The organism is Burkholderia sp. Bp8984 (genome assembly GCF_003853755.1).
Lineage (GTDB): Bacteria > Pseudomonadota > Gammaproteobacteria > Burkholderiales > Burkholderiaceae > Burkholderia.
On record NZ_QTQN01000011.1, the window covers coordinates 76,063 to 93,658 of the forward strand.

A 17,596-nucleotide genomic window follows, 5' to 3' on the forward strand; every position below is an offset into this window, starting at 1 on the left:
GTTGACTCCTCTTTGGGGGACGCGCGGCGGCCCGCCGCGCACCGGGGTAATGGGGGTTCGGGGGTTGCGTCGTTCAGCGCGCCGGATTGCCGGGTTCGAGCGCGCGCGTCGGTTCGCGCGCTGGTGCCGACGCAGACGACGCGGACGGCTGCGGCAGTTGCGCCACGCGGCGCTCGGCACGCTCGACGCCGAGCCACGCGGCCAGCGCGGGCAGCAGGAACACCGCGCCGAACAGGTTCACGAGGAACATGAACGCGAGCAGCACGCCCATGTCGACCTGGAACTTCAGCGCGGAGAACGCCCACGTGCCGACGCCGATGAACATCGTGACGGCCGTGAACAGCGCCGCGGTGCCGCGCTGGCGCATCGCGTCGGCGAATGCGTCGGGCAGCGCCGCGCCGTGGCGCAGGTCGTGCTGCAGGCGTTCGTACAGGTAGATCCCGTAGTCGACGCCGACGCCGACACCGAGCGTGATCACCGGCAGCGTCGCGACCTTCAGCCCGATGCCGAGCCGCGCCATCACCGCGTTGCACAGGATCGACACCAGCGTGAGCGGCACGATGATGCACAGCACCGCGCGCCACGAGCGGAACGTGACCGCGCACAGCAGCGCGATCGCACCGAAGATCGACAGCAGCATCGCGACCTCCGCGTCGCCGACCGCCTCGTTGGTCGCGGCCATCACGCCGACGTTGCCGCCCGCGAGCCGGAACGCGACGTTCGGCGTCGGGTTCTCGGCCGCGTAGCGCTTGATCTCGTCGACGATGTGCGCGATGGTCGTGCCTTCGTGGTTCTTCGTGTAGATCAGCACCTGGATCGCCTTGCAGTTCGCGGTGTTCATCCCGTTGTCGGGGTCGAACGCGTTGGAACCCTGCGTGAGCCCATCGCTGGAACGCGGCAACGCGGCCCAGCGCGGATTGCCTTCGTTGAACGCGGCGATGAACACCTTGCCCTGCGACGCGACGCTCGTCACCGACTGCACACCCGCCACGCCGCGCATGTTCATCTCGAACTTCTCGATCGCGCTCATCACCGGGTAATGCAGGCAGGCGTCGTCGAAACCGGTCGTCTCGACGATCACCGACAGCACGTCGACGCCGATGTTGTACTGGTGCGTGATCGCCGCGTTGTCGACGTTGTAGCGCGAGTTCGCGCGCAGCTCCGGCGCGCCGGTGCCGATGTCGCCGATCTCGAGCCTGCGCGACTCGAGCGTGCCGTACGCGAGCAGCGCGAGCGCGACGGCGAACACGCCGAGCGCGGGCGCCGGGCGCGCGAACAGCGCGAAGCGCGACCACATCGGGCTTCCGCCGGCCGCCGCGGTGCGCTGCGCCCGCGCGAGCGTGCCGCGTTCGAGGCGCGTGTACGACAGCAGGATCGGCAGGAACACCTTGTTGGTGACGATCATCAGCAGCACGCCGAGGCACGCGGTGATGCCGAGCTCGCGCACGATGTCGATCCTGATCCGCATGATCACCATGAAGCCGAGCGCGTTGGTCAGCAGCGCGACCGTGCCCGGCACGAACAGCTTGCGGAACGCGTCGCGCGCGGCCTCCGCCGACGATGCGCCGCGCACCAGCGCCTGCTTCCACGCATTGGTCATCTGCACCGCGTGCGACACGCCGATCGAGAAGATCAGGAACGGCACGAGAATCGACATCGGATCGATGCCGAGCCCGAGCAGCGGCAGCGCGCCGAGCAGCCAGACGACCGGCAGCAGCGCGACGACGAGCGCGAGCACGGTCGTCTTCAGCGAGCGCGTATAGGCGAACAGCAGCGCGGCCGTCACGAGGAACGCGAGCGCGAAGAACGCCATCACGCCGGCGATCCCTGCCTCGACGTCGCCGACCAGCTTCGCGAAGCCGATGATGTTCACGTCGATGCCCTGCTTCGCGTAGCGCGCGCGGATTTCCTCGAGCTGGCGCGCGACCGCGCTGTAGTCGAGCCGCTTGCCGGTGGCCGGATCGGTCTCGCGCAACTCCGCGCGGATCAGCGCCGACTTCAGGTCGTTGCCGACCAGCCGGCCGATCTGCCCGGAGCGCGCGACGTTGCGGCGCACCTTCGCGAGGTCGTCCGGGTTCGCGCTCGAGAACTGGCCGGGCACGACCACGTCGCCGCGAAAACCGGCTTCCGTCACCTCGGTGTAGTGGACGTTCGGCGTAAACAGCGAGAACACGCGCGAGCGGTTCACGCCGGGGATGAAGAACACGTCGTCGGTCGCGTGGCGCAGCGCGTCCATGAACGTCTGGTTGTAGATGTCGCCGTCGCCCTTCCAGCGCAGGCTGACGAGGATCGTGTTCGCGCCGGGGAACGCGCCCGCGTAGCGCTCGAACACCTGCATGTACGGGTGCTGCATCGGGATCATCTTGTTGAAGCCCGGATCGAGCTTCAGGCGCGTCGCGGACAGGCCGAGCGCGAGCGTCAGCGCGACGCACAGCAGCATCAGCAGCCGGCGCTGCCGGATGATGGTATCGGCGCAGCGCTCGACGAACGCGGCGAGGCGCGACGCGGGAACGGCTTCGGTGGAGCGTGACAGGTCGTTCATGGATTTCTCGTGTCGGAACGGACGGAACAGGCGATGCGGACGATGCGGGCGGCGCGGCAACGCGGCCGCCGCCGCGCATCAGGACGGCGACGCAGCGAGCGGCGCGACGCCGGCCTCGCCGCCGAGCAGCAGCGCGCCGCGGCCCATGTCGAGCACGGCCGCGAGGCTCTGCACGCCGCCGAGCTTGCGCACGTCGAAGGTCAGGCCGCCGTCGCGCGACCCGACGATCGCGCCGCCCTGCCCGACCAGCACGAGCTCGCCGTCGGCAAGCTGGGTCGCGCCGAAATACGACACCGGCACGTGGCTGTCGACGTGCGTCCAGGTCGCGCCGCGATCGGTGCTGCGCAACACGTTGCCGCGCATGCCGTACGCGACCCAGTCGCCGTTCGCGAGCATCAGCGCGCCGAACAGCGAGCCTTGGTACGGCGACGGCACCTTGTCCCAGCTCGCGCCGTTGTCGGTCGAGCGCAGCAGCGTGCCGCTCTCGCCGGCGATCAGCAGGTCGCCGTGGCCGTCGCCGACGACCGCGTTCAGGTGGCGGTCGCCCGCCGGTGTCTTGAGCGGCTGCCACGTGAGCCCGGCATCGTCCGAGCGCTGCAGCTGGCCGAAACTGCCGGCCGCGAACAGCGGGCCGTTCGCGGTTCCCCACACGGACAGCAGCGGGTCGGAATGCGCGTTGTCGCCATGAACTTCGCGCCAGTGCACGCCCGCGTCGTCGCTGCGCAGGATCCGGCCGTCATGGCCGACCGCGATGCCGAGCGTCGGCGTGACGAAGCTCACCTGCGTGAGCGTCGATCCCTGGTCCGGCGTGACCGACGCCGGCCGCCAGCGGCCGCCCGCATCGTCGCTCAACAGGATCACGCCGCGCTCGCCGACCGCGACGATGCGCGTGCCGGCGCGGGCGAGCCCGTTGATCTGCAGGCGGTCCGCATGGATCGCGGTGACCGGGAACGCCGGCAGCGGGCGCGGCGAGAACGCGAACAGCGCGGCGCCGAGCACGAGCGCCGACATCGCGAGTCCTGGCAAAGTACGTTTCATCGGTTTGTCTCCTTCTCTGCGAGCGGCCCGGGCCCGCGCCGACGCGCTCGCCCTGCCGCTGCAAGTCTCCGGGCCGTCGGTCGTTGCCGCGGCCTCGAATGGTCCCGAATGGATGGCAGCCGAACCGGGCTGCCGGCTCGGCTGCCGGTGAGCCTTGCTCGAGCGTCGTTACGCGCCGACCTCGAACAGCGCGGCGGCACCCATCCCGCCGCCGATGCACATCGTCACGACCGCATGCCGCACGCCGCGGCGTGCGCCTTCGAGCAGCGCGTGCATCGTCATCCGCGTGCCCGACATCCCGAACGGGTGGCCGAGCGCGATCGCGCCGCCGTCGACGTTCAGTCGCTCGTCGGGGATGCCGAGCGTGTCGCGGCAATACAGCGCCTGGCACGCGAACGCCTCGTTCAGCTCCCACAGCCCGACGTCGCGCACGGTCATCCCGAAACGTTCCAGCAGCTTCGGAATCGCGAACACCGGGCCGATGCCCATCTCGTCCGGCTCGCAGCCGGCCACGGCCAGCCCGCGGAACGTGCCGAGCGGCGTCAGTCCGCGACGCTCCGCCTCGGCCCGCGACATCACGACGACCGCCGCCGCGCCGTCCGACAGCTGCGACGCGTTGCCGGCCGTCACGAACTCGCCCTGCTCGACGACCTTGCCGCCGCTCCACGACGGCTTGAGCCCCGCGAGCCGTTCGGCCGTCGTGTCGGCGCGCACGCCCTCGTCGCGCGCCGCGTGGACGGCTTCGTGGCCGGTCGGGTTGCCTTCCTTGTCGAACAGCGCGCGCCGCACGTCGAGCGGCGCGATTTCCGCGTCGAAGCGGCCGGCCGCCTGCGCGTCGGCCGTGCGCTGGTGGCTCTGCATCGCGAATTCGTCCTGCGCGGCACGCGAGATGCCGTAACGGCGCGACACGATCTCGGCCGTTTCCATCATCGCCATGTACGCGGCAGGCTGATGGTCGAGCACGGCCTGCGAACGCGCGCGGTAGCCGTTCTTGTGCTTGTTCTGCGTGAGCGAGATCGATTCGACGCCGCCCGCGACGACGATCCGCGCGTCGCCCGCGCCGATGCTGCGCGCGGCGCTCGCGATCGACATCAGGCCCGACGAGCACATGCGGTCGATCGACATCCCGGGCACCGACGCCGGCAAGCCGGCCGCCGCGGCCGACAGGCGGCCGATGTTGTAGCCCTGCGTGCCCTGCTGCGCGGCGCAGCCGATCAGCACGTCGTCGACGTCGGCCGGCGCAACGCCCGCGCGTTCGAGCGCCGCGCGCACGACGTGGCCGCCCAGCGCGGGCGCCTCGGTGTCGTTGAACATGCCGCGAAACGCCTTGCCGATCGGCGTGCGTGCGACGGAAACGATGACTGCGTCTTCCATGAGCTGGCTCTCTGAATCGAAACTAGAAGTAGTAGCGGCTGATCGTGTCGGCGACGCAGCCGGGCCTGGCCTCGCCTTCGATCTCGACGGTCACGCGAACCCACGCCTGCACGCCGCCGTCGAGCGCCTCGACGCGCAGCAGCTCGCCGACGCCGCGCACGCGCGCGCCGACCTTCACCGGCGCCGGGAAGCGGATCTTGTCGCAGCCGTAGTTGACGCCGAGCCGCGCGCCGTCGATGCGCACGATCTGCGGCAGGAAATAATTGACGAGCGACAGCGTCAGGTAGCCGTGCGCGATGCACGCGCCGAACGGGCCGTCCTTCGCGCGCACCGGGTCGACGTGTACCCACTGGTGGTCGCCCGTCGCGTCGGCGAAGCCGTCGATGCGGATCTGGTCGATCGCGAGCCAGGCGCTCGCGCCGAGCGTGTCGCCGACGGCCGCCGCGAGTTCGCCGGGATGCGCGAACACGCGGGGCGTCGCGCGCACGGAGTCGAGGGTCGCGCTCATCATGCGTGCTGGCTGCTGACCGACAGCACTTCGCCCGTCATGTACGACGCGTAATCGCTTGCAAGGAACACCATCACGTTCGCGACCTCCCAGACTTCGGCGGCGCGCCCGAAGGCTTCGCGCGACGCCAGTTGATTCAGCAGGTCGGCCGGGGCCGACTTCTTCAGAAAATCGTGCATCGCGATGCTCGGCGCGACCGCGTTGATGCGCACCCCGTAAGGCGACGCCTCGAGCGCCGCGCAGCGCGTGAGCGCCATCACGCCCGCCTTCGCCGCCGCGTAGTGCGCCTGTTCCGCCTGCGCACGCCAGCCGAGCACCGATGCGTTGTTGACGATCGCACCGCGGCCGCGGGCCTGCATGTGCGGCAGCATCGCGCGCGTCATCCGGAACGTCCCGGTCAGGCTAATGTCGATCACCCGCGACCATTCGGCATCGTCCATTTCGACGATGCGTTTCGCGCCGCCGAGCCCGGCGTTGTTGATCAGTACGTCGACGCCGTCGAGCTTGTCCTGGGCTTCCGCGACGAGCGCCTGCACGTCGTCCTCGACCGCGACGTTGCACAGGCGGCCGTAGATTTGCTGCAGCCCCGTTTCGGCGCGCAGCGTCTCCACGGCCTGTTCGAGGCGTTTCTCGTGGATGTCGGAGATGAACAGCGCGCGACAGCCTTCCTCCGCGCAGCGGCGCGCCGCCGCGAAGCCGATGCCGGCGCCGGCGGCGGCCGTGATCAGCACCGATTTGCCGGCGAGCAGCTGGTGGCCCGGCACGTACGCCGGCGCTTTCTGGATCTGGGGTTCGGTCATGCGTTTCCTCGCGGTTCCCTGGGCATGCCGAGCCCGCGCTCGGCCATGATGTTCAACTGGATTTCGTTGGTGCCGGCGTAGATCGTGTCCGCACGGGAGAACAGGAACACGCGCTGCAGATGGGTGAGCTTCTCGTCGGCCGGATCGATCACGTTCGCGCGGGACCCAAGCGCATCCATCGCGAGCTGGCCGAGGTCGCGGTGCCAGTTCGACCAGAAATACTTGTAGATCAGCGCCTCGCGGCGCAGCGGCGCGGTGGTGCCGTTCGCGTCGTCCGCGCCCGACAGCATCCGCAGCGCGTTGTAGCGCATCACGCGCAGGCCGGCCCACGCGCGGCCGATCCGCTGGCGCAGCACCGGGTCGCGATCGGCGCCCGATTCGCGCGCGGCGTCGATCACCCAGTCGAGTTCGCGGACGAACTGCATCTGTTGGCCGAGCGTCGACATGCCGCGCTCGAAGCCGAGCAGCGTCATCGCGATCCGCCAGCCGTCGCCCGGCGCGCCGACGAGATCGCGAGCTTCCGCGCGCGCACCGTCGAAGAACACTTCGTTGAATTCGGCGCCGCCGTTGAGCTGTTTGATCGGGCGAATCTCGATGCCCGGCTGGTCGAGCGGCATCAGCAGGAACGACAGCCCCTTGTTGCCCTTCGACGCCGGATCGGTGCGCGCGAGCACGAAGATCCAGTCGGAGTCGTGCGCGAGCGACGTCCACACCTTCTGGCCGTGCACGCGCCAGGTACCGTCGGCGTCCTGCTCGGCGCGCGTGCGCACGTTCGCGAGGTCCGAACCCGCGCCCGGCTCCGAGTAACCCTGGCACCAGAACTGCGTGCCGGCGAGAATTCCGGGCAGGAAACGCGCGCGCTGGTCGTCGGTGCCGCACGCGACGAGCGTCGGGCCGAGCAGCCCTTCGCCGATGTGCCCCATCCGCCCGGGGCCGCCGGCGCGCGCGTATTCCTCGTGGAAGATCACCTGCTCGGCGACCGAAAAGCCGCGGCCGCCCGCGTCGGTCGGCCAGCCGAGGCCGGTCCAGCCGCCCTGCGCGAGTTCCCGTTCCCACGCCTTGCGCAGTTCGGGAAACGCTTCCTCGTCGCCGGGGCCGCCGCGGTACTTCAGGCACGCGAATTCGCCGGTCAGATGCGACTGCACCCAGTCGGCGACTTCGTGTCGCAATTGCTGTTCGCGCGTTTCGCTGTTCATTGGAGGGCTCCGGTGCGCGCGGCGGACGAACGCGTGGCGATCGAAGCCGACGGCGACGACGCGAGCACCGCGTCGTGCCGCGACGCGCCGCCGTCGATCGCCTGGCTGGCGATCCATTCGAGCAGTTGCGGCGTGCTGCCGAACTGCGCGCCCGACGCCTGCGCGCGCTTGAAATAGAGATGCGGGTCGTATTCCCACGTGAAGCCGACGCCGCCGTGCAGCTGGATCGCCTCCTGTGCGCAGAACGCATACGCATCGTTGGCGGCGGCTTTCGCGGCCGCGACGTCGGCGCGCAGCGCAGCGCCGGGCGTGCCGCTGCCGGCTTCCGCGTCCCACGCGTGGGCGGCGCCGAGCACGGCCGAGCGCGCGGATTCGATCAGCACCATCATCTGCGCGCAGCGGTGCTTGACGGCCTGGAACGATGCGATCGCGCGGCCGAACTGCACGCGCTGGCCGGTGTAGTCGAGCGTGAGATCGAGGCATTGCTGTGCGCCACCGAGTTGTTCGGCAGCCAGCGCGAGCGCTGCGAACCATGCGGTGCGTTCGAGCAACTTCGCGGCAGCGCCGCCGCTCGCGAACAACGCGTCGCGGCTCACGCGGGCCTCGTCGAGCACGACGCGCGCGATCGGCCGCGTCGCGTCGAGCGTGTCGAGCGGCGTGACGCTCAGGCCCGACACCGTCGCGACGTCGATCGCGAACACCCCGATCGCCTGCCCTTCGTTCGCGATCCGTGCCGGGATCATCAGCAGGTCGGCGCGCGCACCGTCGATCACCTGCTCGATCGTTCCGGACAGCGCGTAACCGCCCGCCGCTTCTTCCGCGACGACCGGCAGTTGACCCGCGCCGGCCGGAAGCTCGAGCGGCAATGCCAGCGTCGCGCTGCACGCGCCTTCGGCCAGCTTCGCGAGCCAGCCGGTCGCGCCCGGCGTATCGCAGCCGGCCAGCGCGGTGCCCGCCACGCACGCGGTCGAAAAATACGGCACGCACGCGACGCGCCGCCCAAGCTGCTCCATCAACAGCGTCTGTTCGACCGCGCCGAGCCCCATCCCGCCCGCCGCCTCCGGCAGCGCCAGCGCGTTCCAGCCGAGTTCGCCCGCGAGCGCGGCCCACAGCGCGTCGTCGCGGCCGGCCGCTTGCTCGATCGCGCGACGCACGTCGGCCGACGCGCTGCGCTCGGCGAGCACGTCGGCTGCCGCGTCGCGGATCATCGCCTGTTCGTCGGTGAGCGCCAGATCCATCGTCAGCTCCCGTACACGCGCTGCGCGGGCCGCGCATCGGCCAGCAGTCGCGCGACCGCCGGGCCGACCTCGGCCGGCGCCCAGCGCGCGCCGCGGTCGACGCTCGGGCCGGTGCGCCAGCCTTCGGCCACCGCGATCATCCCGCCCGCGACCTCGAACACCTGGCCCGTCACGTCGGCCGACAGCGCGCTGCCGAGCCACACGACGAGCGGCGCGACGTTGGCCGGATCGAAATAGTCGAAGCCGCCGTCCTCGGGCTTCTTCATCATGTCGGCGAACACGCCTTCGGTCATCGACGTGCGCGCGGCCGGCGCGAGCGCGTTCACGCGCACGCCGTAGCGCTGCAGTTCGACCGCCTGCATCAGCGTGAGCGCCGCGATGCCGGCCTTCGCCGCGCCGTAGTTCGACTGGCCGATCGAGCCTTGCAACCCGGCGCCGGAGCTCGTGTTGACGATGCGCGCGTCGACCGGATGGCCGGCCTTCGCGGCGTCGCGCCATACACGCGCCAGCACGCTCGACAGGCAGAAGTGGCCGCGCAGGTGTACGCGCATCACGTCGTCCCAGTCGGTTTCGGTCATGCTGGTGAACATCTTGTCGCGGCAGATGCCTGCGTTGTTGACCAGCACGTGCACGTCGCCGAATGCTTCACGTGCGGCGTCGACGATCCGCTGCGCGGTGTCGATCCTGGTGATGTCGTCCGAATTCGCGAGCGCGCGGCCGCCGCGTCGTGCGATCTCGTCGCACACGGCCTGCGCTGCCTCGTGCCGGATGTCGTTGACGACGACCGCCGCGCCCTCGGCCGCGAACGCGAGCGCGTATTCGCGCCCGAGCCCGCCGCCGGCGCCGGTGATGATGACGGTGCGTCCGTTACAGATTCCCATGCTGATGCCTCCTGGATCGAGAGATCGTGAAAGTGACGCGCTCACAGGCGCTCGATGATCGTGACGTTCGCGAGACCACCGCCTTCACACATCGTCTGCATCCCGTAACGTCCGCCGGTGCGTTCCAGTTCGTGCAGCAGCGTCGTCATCAGCCGCGCGCCGGTCGCGCCGAGCGGATGGCCGAGCGCGATGCCGCCGCCGTTCGGGTTGGTCTTTTCGTGCGGGAAGCGCGTGTCGGCAAGCCAGGCCTGCGCGACCGACGCGAACGCCTCGTTCATCTCGACGACGTCGATCTGCGCCCAGTCGAGCCCGCTCTTCTTCAGCGCGGCCTTGGTCGCCGGGATCGGCGCGGTGAGCATCCACAGCGGATCGTCGCCGAGCACGCTCAGGTGATGAATGCGCGCGCGCGGCGTGAGGCCGTAGCGCTTCAAGGCATCTTCCGACACGATCAAGAGCGCGGCGGCCGCATCGCAGGTCTGGCTCGCGACGGCGGCCGTCAGCGAGCCGCCCGGCATCAGCGGTTCGAGCGTCGCCATCTTGTCGAGCGACGTGTCGGGGCGCGGCGTTTCATCGTGTTGCACGCCTTCGAGCGGCACGACTTCCCGCTTGAAATGGCCGGCCTCGATCGCCGCCACCGCACGGCGATGGCTCTCCAGCGCATAGCGTTCCATCGCGTCGCGCGACAGGTTCCAGTGATCGGCGATCCGTTGCGCGGCGACGAACTGCGATACCGGCGCGTCGCCGAAACGCGCGCGCCAGCCGGTGCTGCCCGAGAACGGGTCGTTGAAACCCAGCGACACCGCGCTCGTCATCGCGGACGAGATCGGGATCTGCGTCATCGTCTGCACGCCGCCCGCAACCACCACGTCCTGCACACCGCTCATCACGGCCTGCGCGGCGAAGTGCACGGCCTGCTGCGACGAGCCGCACTGGCGGTCGACCGTCACGCCCGGCACCTGCAGCGGCAACCCGGCCGCGAGCCAGCAGGTGCGCGCGATGTTGCCCGCGAGCGGGCCGATCGTGTCGACGCAGCCGAACACCACGTCGTCGTATTCGTCGGCCGGAATCGCGTTGCGTTCGACGAGCGTCTTCAGCACGAAGCCGCCGAGGTCCGCCGCGTGCACGTGCGCGAGCCCGCCCTTGCGGCGGCCGGTCGGCGTGCGCAGCGCGTCGACGATATAGGCTTGTTTCATTGATTGGTTTCCTCGAAGTCGAAGGTCTGCGCGGGGCCGATCGGCAATGCGTCGCCGAGGATCGCGTCGGCCACGCGGGCCTTGTGGAACGCGGTGTCGCCCCAGCTGCCGGAGAGCGCCCAGATCCGCTTCATGAAGATCTGCAGGTCGAGCTCCCACGTGTAGCCGATCGCACCGTGAACCTGCATCGTGTGGCGCGCGGCCAGCTGCGCGGCGGCGCTCGCCGCAAGCTTCGCGTGCGACACCAGCACCGCGCGCTGCGGGTGATCGTCGGCGATCGCTTGAGCCGCGCGCGCGACCACCGGCCGCGCGAACTCGTAGCGGATCGCGACGTCGGCGAGCAGGTGCTTGAGCGCCTGGTACGAACCGATCGCCTTGCCGAACTGCTTGCGCTGCGCGCTGTAGTCGATCGCGACGTCGAGCACGCGTTGCGTGAGGCCGAGCAACTGCGCGGCGACCGCGAACGCGCCGTGGTCGAGCGCGCGATCGAGCAGCGGCCCGGCTTCGTCGGCGCCCGCGATGCGCGTGGCCGCCGACGGTTCCCAGTCGAGCGTGAACAGGCGCCGCGACGGGTCGACGCTGTCGACCGCGCGCCACGCGCACTGCGCGGGATCGACGCGGTGCAGCTCGCCGCGGTGCTCGCAGAGCAGCGCCTGCGCGACGTGCACGTCGGCCGCATACGGGTTCACCGGATGCACGAGCGCGACACGCGCGCGCCCTTCGGCGATGTCGCGCAGCAGCGCGTCGCGCCAGCCGCTGGCGGGCAGCCGCGCGAGCACGCCGGCCGATACCAGCGCCGTGTCGAGCAGCGGCTCCGGGCTGCCGAAATAGCCGTAGGCCTGCGCGAGCAGCGCCCATTCCGCTTCGGTCAGGCCGAGGCCGCCGTGCGCTTCGGGCACCGACACGGCGGTCAGCCCCTGCGACGCGAACAGCGACCACAGCGCGTCGGAGCGGCCGGTCGGCGTGGCCCACAGCTCGCGGATCAGCTCCGGGGTCATCTCGGTCATCAGCAGGCGCTTCACGCTGTCCGCGAGCGCTTCCTGGTCTTCATCGAATACGAAATCCATACGATGTCCGTTCAGTGAGGGAATCGCCGGCGCGCTCACGCGCGCGGCATGCCGAGCATCCGTTCGGCGACGATGTTGCGCTGGATCTCGTTGGTGCCCGCGTAGATCGGGCCGGCCTGCGCGAACAGGAAGCCGTCGAGCCAGTGGCCGAGCATCGCGTGCTGCGCGGCCGTCTGCGGGACGACCTCGCCGTGCGCGCCGAGAATGTCGAGCGCGGTCTGGTGCATCCGCAGGTCCAGCTCCGACCAGAACACCTTGTTGGTGCTCGATTCCGCGCCGATATGGCCGCCCTTCAGCAGCCGGCTTGCGGTCGCATAGGTCGACAGCGCGTACGCCTGCGCGTCCATCCACGCGGACACCACGCGTTCGCGCAGCGTCGGGTCGCGATCCGCGCTGTCACGGTGCGCGAGATACAGGTCGCGCAACGCCTGCGCGGTGCGCTGGAACCGCGCGGGCGAACGCAGCATCAGCCCGCGCTCGAAGCCGGCCGTCGCCATCGCGACCTGCCAGCCCGCGCCTTCGGCCGCGAGGCGGTTCTCGACCGGCACGCGCACGTCGTCGAAGAAAATCTCCGCGAAGCCCGTCTGCCCGTTGAGCTGGCGGATCGGCCGCACCGTGATGCCCGGCGCGGACAGCGGCACCATCAGGAACGTGAGCCCGTGGTGACGCGACGATTCGGGATCGCTGCGGAACAGCCCGAACAGCCAGTCGGCCCACACCGCGCGGGTCGACCAGATCTTCTGGCCGTTGAGCACGTATTCGTCGCCGATGCGGATCGCCGTCGTGCGGATCGCGGCCATGTCCGAACCCGCGTTCGGCTCCGACCAGCCCTGCGCCCACACGTGCTCGCCGGCCGCCATCGCGGGCAGGAAGCGCGCCTTCTGCGCGTCCGTGCCGAAATCCATCAGCGTCGGGCCGAGCAGGAAGATGCCGTTCTGGTTCACGCGCATCGGTGCGTCGGCGCGCCAGTACTCTTCCTCGAAAATCAGCCACTCGATCAGGTCGCAGCCGCGCCCGCCGAGTTCGCGCGGCCACGTGACCATGCTCCAGCGGCCCGAGTGCAGCGTGCGCTCCCATTCGCGGTGCGCGGCGAAGCCTTCCTCGGTATCGAAGCTCGGCAGCCGCTCGCGCGGCACGTGCGCGGCGAGCCATGCGCGGATTTCCGCGCGGAACGCCTGCTGTTGCGGCGTATAGGTCAGGTTCATGCGCGTGCCTCCTCGACGCCTGCCTGCGCGTCGAACCGCGCGTCGCGCTTCTCGACGAATGCGGCGCGCGCCTCCGTCGAGTCGTTCGTCATGTACGCCTGCAGCGTGAAGCCCTGCTCCCAGCGGTACTTGCCCTCGAGATCGCCGTCCTCGACGCCGTTCAGCGCCTCCTTCGCGAGCCGCACCATCGCCGGGCTTTTCTCCGCGATCTTGCGCGCTATCGCGAGCGCCGCGTCGCGCAACGCGTCGCGCGTCACGACCTGCTCGACCGCGCCGAGCCGGTACGCTTCGGCTGCGTCGATCATGTCGCCGGTGAAGTACATCGCGCGCACCTTCTGCACGCCGAACAGTCGTTGCAGATGCGCGCCGCCGCCCATCGCGCCGCGATCGATCTCCGGCACGCCGAAGCGCGCGCAGTCGGCCGCGACGACGATGTCCGCCGCGCCGCAGATGCCGATCCCGCCACCGAGCACGAAACCGTGCACGGCCGCGATCACCGGCTTCGGGTTGCGGTGCACCGCGCGGAACGTCTCGTAGTTGCCCGCGTTGACCGACACGATCCGCTCCGGATGCGCGGCGAGTTCCTTGATGTCGACGCCCGCGCAGAAGCCGCGGCCTTCGCCACGCACGACGATCACGCGCACGTCGTCGTCCTCGCCGAGCGCGTCGAGCGCGCGCGCGAGCGCATGCCAGCCCTGCGCATCGAGCGCGTTCACGGGCGGATGGGCGATCACCAGTTCGGCGATGCCGTCGGCGCGCTCGATCCGGAACGGCGTCGCGCCGCCCGGTTGATTGGATGCAGTCATCTCCAAAGCCTCCCTGTGATGTTGTTCACGCAGCCTGTGCCGCGGCCGCGCCGCGCAATGCGGCCAGCGCGTCGAGCCGCTCGCCGGCTTCCGCGACGATCCGCGCGATCAGCGCGTCGCACGATTCGATCGCGCCGATCATCGCGGCCGCCTGGCCGCTCGGCAGCACGCCTTCGTCCGGCCGCCCCTCGACGATCGCGCGCTGGATCAGGAACGGCGCGTTCGCGGCCATCAGCGTCTGGCTCGCCGTGTAGTCGTGCGAGCGCAGCGCCTTGATCGCGAGGCCGAGCATGTCGCCCGTGCTCAGCCCGTTCTGTCGCCGCCACGCTTCGGCCGTCTTCAGCGCGAACCACGTGCGGCGCAGCGGGCCGAAGCGTTCGAGCTTCAGCAGATACGGGTTGTCGATCATCCGTTGCGGCAGCCCGTCGAGCGCGTCCGACACGCGGATCCGCGCCGGGTCGCCGACCGCGACGTAGCGGTCGAGCGTTTCGCGCGGCACCGGCGATTCGGCGCTCATCAGGAAACGCGTGCCCATCGCGATGCCGGCTGCGCCATACGCGAGCGCGGCCGCCAGCCCGCGGCCGTCGAAGAATCCGCCGGCCGCGACGACCGGCACCCGCACCGCGTCGAGCACCTTCGGCAGCAGCAGCGTGGTCGGCACCGAGCCCGTGTGGCCGCCGCCTTCCGCGCCCTGCACCGTCACGATGTCCGCGCCGAGCTCGACCGCCTTCGACGCGTGCTTCGGCGCGCCGACGGTCGGCATGCAGACGATGCCGGCGTCCTTGAAGCGTCGGATCGTCTTCGCGTCCGGCCCGCGGCCGTAACTGACCGCACGCAGCTGGTGCTTGATCGCGAGATCGACCACCTGTGCGGCGTTCTTCTGGAACATGTGGAAATTGATGCCGAACGGCTTGTCGGTCAGCGACTTCACCTTCAGGATCTCGGCCTCGACCTGCCCGGGTTCGAGCGTCGCGCCGGCGAGGAAGCCGAAGCCGCCCGCGTTGGCGGTCGCCGCGACTAGCCGCGCGTCGGCCACCCAGCCCATCGCGGTCTGCACGATCGGGTAGCGGCAGCCGAGCAGGTCGCACAGCGGCGTATGCAACGTCGTGCTCATGCGGCGGCTCCGTTGACGGCGGCCGGTGCCGCATCGGCCTGCGCTTCGTCGTCCGCCGGTTCCGGCTTGCGCTGCGAGCTGGCCATCTTGCGGGCGTCGTAGCCGCCGAGGCGGTCGCCGCTGACGAGCTCGTTGTGCGCATGCGCGAAGTGGTGCCATGCGAACGCCGCGTCCATCGCCGCGCGCTTGCCCTGCAGTTCCTCGACGTGGTTCAGCGCCTGCTTGGTCAGCGTGAGGCCGAGGCGCGGCATCGTCGCGATCTTCGCGGCGATCGCGTAGGTTGCATCGCGCAGCCGCTCGCGCGGCACGACGCGATTGACCATGCCCATCTGATACGCGCGCTCGGCCGGCATCCGCTCGCCGAGGAACAGGAACTCCTTCGCGATGCGCGGGTTCAGCTCGTACGCATGCGCGAAATACTCGACGCCGGGAATCCCCATCCGCACGACCGGATCCGCGAAAAACGCATCCTCCGACGCGACGATCAGGTCGCACACCCACGCGAGCATCAGCCCGCCCGCGATGCACGCGCCCTGCACCATCGCGATGGTCGGCTTCGGCAGGTCGCGCCAGCGCCGGCACATCCCGAGGTACACCTCCTGTTCGCGCGCATAGAGGAATTCGCCGCCCTCCTTGTCGACGTGGTCGTACCACAGCGACGCGCGGTCGAACGACTCGTGGATGTCGCGGCCCGGCGTGCCGATGTCGTGACCCGCGGAGAAATGCTTGCCGGCGCCCGCGAGCACGATCGCCTTCACCGCGTCGTCGTGCGCCGCGCGCCGGAACGCCGCGTCGAGCGCATACGTCATCTTCGAGTTCTGCGCGTTGTGATACTCGGGACGGTTCATCGTGATCGTCGCGATGCCGTCCTCGACCGCGTAGTCGACGACACCGTCGCCGAACGTCATCTGGGTCGCTTCCATGTCGGACCTCATCCGCGGCGCGGCGCCGGATTGTTGCGCACGATCGTCGCGCGCAGGTTGTGAGGGTCGAGCGCACGCACGATGCGCAGGTCTTCCGCATCCGGCGCGGCCGTCGTGCCGAGGCCGGGCGCCGCGATCAGCGGGAAGCCGGTCGCGTCCTGCACTTCGTCGAAGCTCACGCCCGGATGCAGCGAACGCACGCGGATCGCGTGGTCGGGGCCGCCGAAATCCATCACGCACAGGTCGGTGACGATGCTGCGCAGGTCGACGAAGGTCTTCATGCCAGGCAGCCGGCGCGCCGGGTTGTAGCCGACCGTGCACACCATGTCGACTTCGCCTGCGACGAACGTGCGCTTGCCGTGGCCGCTCACGAAAAACGAGTTCGCGTGGTTCGTCGAGTTGCCGGGGAAGCCGCGCGCGCCGAGCAGCTGCGTCTTCGGACGCGCGTAGTCGTCGCCGAGCCACGAGATGTTCGCCTGGCCGAAGCGGTCGATCTGCGTCGGCATCACCAGCGCATGACGGCGGCCGTGCCACAGGCAGTCGAACACGCGCTCGTAGGTCATCCAGCCGCTCGCCTGCACGCGATAGCCGTCGGGACGCGGCCCGAGAGGGATCGGCGCCTCGACGAGATACGCTTCGCCGTCGGTCAGCATCAGCCCGCTGTTGTACGCGAGCCGCGCGAGGCCGGCCGCGAGCCGCGGGCCCGTGCCGATGCCGGTCGCCAGCACTTCGCCGTCGTCGCGCCAGAGTCGCGCGGACGCGACGATCATCAGTTCCGCGAGGGAATGGTCGAGAGATTCGCTCACAGGCGCTCCTTTACAGAATCGGCAACGGCAGCGTCGTCACGTGCGACAGCCCGCCGACGCCTTCGAGATACTGGCGTTCGTCCTGGCCGACCACGTCGCGCAGGTAAGCCGCCGTCTTCGCATCGTCTTCCGCGCTCGCGCAGTACGCGCGCAGGTGCGGCAGGTCCCAGCCGTAGTCCGGCCCGCACGACGTCGGGTGCGCGCCGCCCGGCGCATGCACGACGCCGGTGACGAGCGAGCGCTCGAACGGGTTGCGGCGTGCGGCGTCGAGGTCGCCGCTCGCGAGCGACGCGTCGACCGTTTCCGCCGACACGTAGCAGCGCTGCGCGGCGCGCGCCATCCACGCATCGAAGAACGGATCGGGACCGTCGATGCGCGTGTTGCCCATCCGGTCGGCCGCGTTCACGTGCAGCAGCGCGACGTCGAGTTCGATCGCCGGCATCGCGAGCAGCGTTTCGCCGTCGTCGTACGGCGATTGCACCGTGCGCAGCTGCGGCGCGTGATCGAGCAGCGCGGTGCCGAGCCCGGCGCGCGTCGGCAGGAACGGCAGGCGCGCGGCGGCCGCGCGCAGGCCGAGCTGCAGCATCCCTTCGTCGAGTTCCAGCACGTCGACGCGGCCCTGTTCGCGGGCCCGGCGGAAATGCGGCTCGAGCGGAATCAAGTCGAGCGACACGAAGCCGAACACCGCCTTGCGCACCTTGCCGGCCGCGCACAGCAGGCCGATGTCGGCGCCGCCGTACGCGACGATCGTCAGGTCCTTCAGGTTCGAGCGCGCGATCTCGCGCACCAGTGCCATCGGCTTGCGCCGCGGCCCCCATCCGCCGATGCCGATCGTCATGCCGTCGGCGAGTTGCGCGACCACGTCGCGCGCGGACATCGTCTTGTCGAGAGGTTTCATCGTCATC

General features: G+C 70.3%; 16 protein-coding genes. All 16 read right to left on the reverse strand.

Features of this window, described 5'->3' with window-relative positions; genetic code table 11:
- Nucleotides 1–73 precede the first annotated feature (73 nt).
- The 16 genes from DID98_RS13930 to DID98_RS14005 all read right to left on the reverse strand — a co-directional run bounded on the left by DID98_RS13930 (nt 74) and on the right by DID98_RS14005 (nt 17,595).
- The gene (locus DID98_RS13930; protein WP_124570872.1) at nt 74–2,542 is read right to left on the reverse strand and encodes an RND family transporter; all 2,469 of its coding nucleotides are present in this window, start codon (nt 2,540–2,542) and stop codon (nt 74–76) included.
- 78 nt (nt 2,543–2,620) lie between these two features.
- On the reverse strand, nt 2,621–3,580 hold the full coding sequence (locus DID98_RS13935; RefSeq protein WP_124570873.1) for a sialidase: 960 nt from the start codon (nt 3,578–3,580) through the stop codon (nt 2,621–2,623).
- A gap of 168 nt (nt 3,581–3,748) precedes the next feature.
- The gene (locus tag DID98_RS13940) at nt 3,749–4,954 is read right to left on the reverse strand and encodes an acetyl-CoA C-acyltransferase (RefSeq protein ID WP_124570874.1); all 1,206 of its coding nucleotides are present in this window, start codon (nt 4,952–4,954) and stop codon (nt 3,749–3,751) included.
- 22 nt (nt 4,955–4,976) lie between these two features.
- Complete coding sequence (locus DID98_RS13945) at nt 4,977–5,462, reverse strand: MaoC family dehydratase (RefSeq protein ID WP_124522103.1); 486 nt, start codon at nt 5,460–5,462, stop codon at nt 4,977–4,979.
- Complete coding sequence (locus DID98_RS13950; protein ID WP_044845664.1) at nt 5,462–6,262, reverse strand: SDR family oxidoreductase; 801 nt, start codon at nt 6,260–6,262, stop codon at nt 5,462–5,464. The genes DID98_RS13945 and DID98_RS13950 overlap by 1 nt, the downstream gene beginning before the upstream one ends.
- The gene (locus DID98_RS13955; protein WP_124570875.1) at nt 6,259–7,458 is read right to left on the reverse strand and encodes an acyl-CoA dehydrogenase family protein; all 1,200 of its coding nucleotides are present in this window, start codon (nt 7,456–7,458) and stop codon (nt 6,259–6,261) included. The genes DID98_RS13950 and DID98_RS13955 overlap by 4 nt, the downstream gene beginning before the upstream one ends.
- Nucleotides 7,455–8,696 (reverse strand): acyl-CoA dehydrogenase family protein, encoded by a 1,242-nt coding sequence (locus DID98_RS13960; protein WP_124570876.1) that lies wholly within the window; start codon nt 8,694–8,696, stop codon nt 7,455–7,457. The genes DID98_RS13955 and DID98_RS13960 overlap by 4 nt, the downstream gene beginning before the upstream one ends.
- 2 nt (nt 8,697–8,698) lie before the next feature.
- A complete protein-coding gene (locus DID98_RS13965) occupies nt 8,699–9,577 on the reverse strand; it encodes an SDR family oxidoreductase (RefSeq protein ID WP_044845667.1) in 879 nt (292 codons plus the stop codon).
- Between the two features lie 41 nt (nt 9,578–9,618).
- Entirely contained in the window at nt 9,619–10,770 is a 1,152-nt protein-coding gene (locus DID98_RS13970) for an acetyl-CoA C-acetyltransferase (RefSeq protein WP_124570877.1), read from the reverse strand.
- Nucleotides 10,767–11,837, reverse strand: a complete 1,071-nt coding sequence (locus tag DID98_RS13975) for an acyl-CoA dehydrogenase family protein (protein ID WP_124570878.1) — start codon at nt 11,835–11,837, stop codon at nt 10,767–10,769. Before DID98_RS13975 ends, DID98_RS13970 begins: the two co-directional genes overlap by 4 nt.
- 35 nt (nt 11,838–11,872) lie before the next feature.
- Entirely contained in the window at nt 11,873–13,042 is a 1,170-nt protein-coding gene (locus tag DID98_RS13980) for an acyl-CoA dehydrogenase family protein (protein ID WP_124570879.1), read from the reverse strand.
- The gene (locus tag DID98_RS13985; protein WP_124521982.1) at nt 13,039–13,848 is read right to left on the reverse strand and encodes an enoyl-CoA hydratase family protein; all 810 of its coding nucleotides are present in this window, start codon (nt 13,846–13,848) and stop codon (nt 13,039–13,041) included. The genes DID98_RS13980 and DID98_RS13985 overlap by 4 nt, the downstream gene beginning before the upstream one ends.
- 25 nt (nt 13,849–13,873) lie before the next feature.
- On the reverse strand, nt 13,874–14,962 hold the full coding sequence (locus DID98_RS13990) for a nitronate monooxygenase family protein (RefSeq protein ID WP_124570880.1): 1,089 nt from the start codon (nt 14,960–14,962) through the stop codon (nt 13,874–13,876).
- Nucleotides 14,959–15,885 (reverse strand): enoyl-CoA hydratase, encoded by a 927-nt coding sequence (locus DID98_RS13995; RefSeq protein WP_044845673.1) that lies wholly within the window; start codon nt 15,883–15,885, stop codon nt 14,959–14,961. Before DID98_RS13995 ends, DID98_RS13990 begins: the two co-directional genes overlap by 4 nt.
- 8 nt (nt 15,886–15,893) lie before the next feature.
- Complete coding sequence (locus DID98_RS14000) at nt 15,894–16,691, reverse strand: CoA-transferase subunit beta (protein ID WP_124570881.1); 798 nt, start codon at nt 16,689–16,691, stop codon at nt 15,894–15,896.
- 10 nt (nt 16,692–16,701) lie between these two features.
- Nucleotides 16,702–17,595, reverse strand: coding sequence for a CoA transferase subunit A (locus DID98_RS14005; protein WP_124570882.1), 894 nt, complete (start codon nt 17,593–17,595; stop codon nt 16,702–16,704).
- Nucleotide 17,596 lies beyond the last annotated feature (1 nt).

Excerpts from the sequence above, each read along its gene's own strand:
- DID98_RS13955 (WP_124570875.1), bottom strand. The coding sequence starts at position 7,458 with ATGAACAGCGAAACGCGCGAACAGCAATTGCGACACGAAGTCGCCGAC.
- DID98_RS13945 (WP_124522103.1), bottom strand. The coding sequence starts at position 5,462 with ATGAGCGCGACCCTCGACTCCGTGCGCGCGACGCCCCGCGTGTTCGCG.
- DID98_RS13970 (WP_124570877.1), bottom strand. The coding sequence starts at position 10,770 with ATGAAACAAGCCTATATCGTCGACGCGCTGCGCACGCCGACCGGCCGC.
- DID98_RS13950 (WP_044845664.1), bottom strand. The coding sequence starts at position 6,262 with ATGACCGAACCCCAGATCCAGAAAGCGCCGGCGTACGTGCCGGGCCAC.
- DID98_RS13940 (WP_124570874.1), bottom strand. The coding sequence starts at position 4,954 with ATGGAAGACGCAGTCATCGTTTCCGTCGCACGCACGCCGATCGGCAAG.
- DID98_RS14005 (WP_124570882.1), bottom strand. The coding sequence starts at position 17,595 with ATGACGATGAAACCTCTCGACAAGACGATGTCCGCGCGCGACGTGGTC.
- DID98_RS13990 (WP_124570880.1), bottom strand. The coding sequence starts at position 14,962 with ATGAGCACGACGTTGCATACGCCGCTGTGCGACCTGCTCGGCTGCCGC.
- DID98_RS13995 (WP_044845673.1), bottom strand. The coding sequence starts at position 15,885 with ATGGAAGCGACCCAGATGACGTTCGGCGACGGTGTCGTCGACTACGCG.
- DID98_RS13935 (WP_124570873.1), bottom strand. The coding sequence starts at position 3,580 with ATGAAACGTACTTTGCCAGGACTCGCGATGTCGGCGCTCGTGCTCGGC.
- DID98_RS13980 (WP_124570879.1), bottom strand. The coding sequence starts at position 13,042 with ATGAACCTGACCTATACGCCGCAACAGCAGGCGTTCCGCGCGGAAATC.
- DID98_RS13965 (WP_044845667.1), bottom strand. The coding sequence starts at position 9,577 with ATGGGAATCTGTAACGGACGCACCGTCATCATCACCGGCGCCGGCGGC.
- DID98_RS13985 (WP_124521982.1), bottom strand. The coding sequence starts at position 13,848 with ATGACTGCATCCAATCAACCGGGCGGCGCGACGCCGTTCCGGATCGAG.
- DID98_RS13960 (WP_124570876.1), bottom strand. The coding sequence starts at position 8,696 with ATGGATCTGGCGCTCACCGACGAACAGGCGATGATCCGCGACGCGGCA.
- DID98_RS13930 (WP_124570872.1), bottom strand. The coding sequence starts at position 2,542 with ATGAACGACCTGTCACGCTCCACCGAAGCCGTTCCCGCGTCGCGCCTC.
- DID98_RS13975 (WP_124570878.1), bottom strand. The coding sequence starts at position 11,837 with ATGGATTTCGTATTCGATGAAGACCAGGAAGCGCTCGCGGACAGCGTG.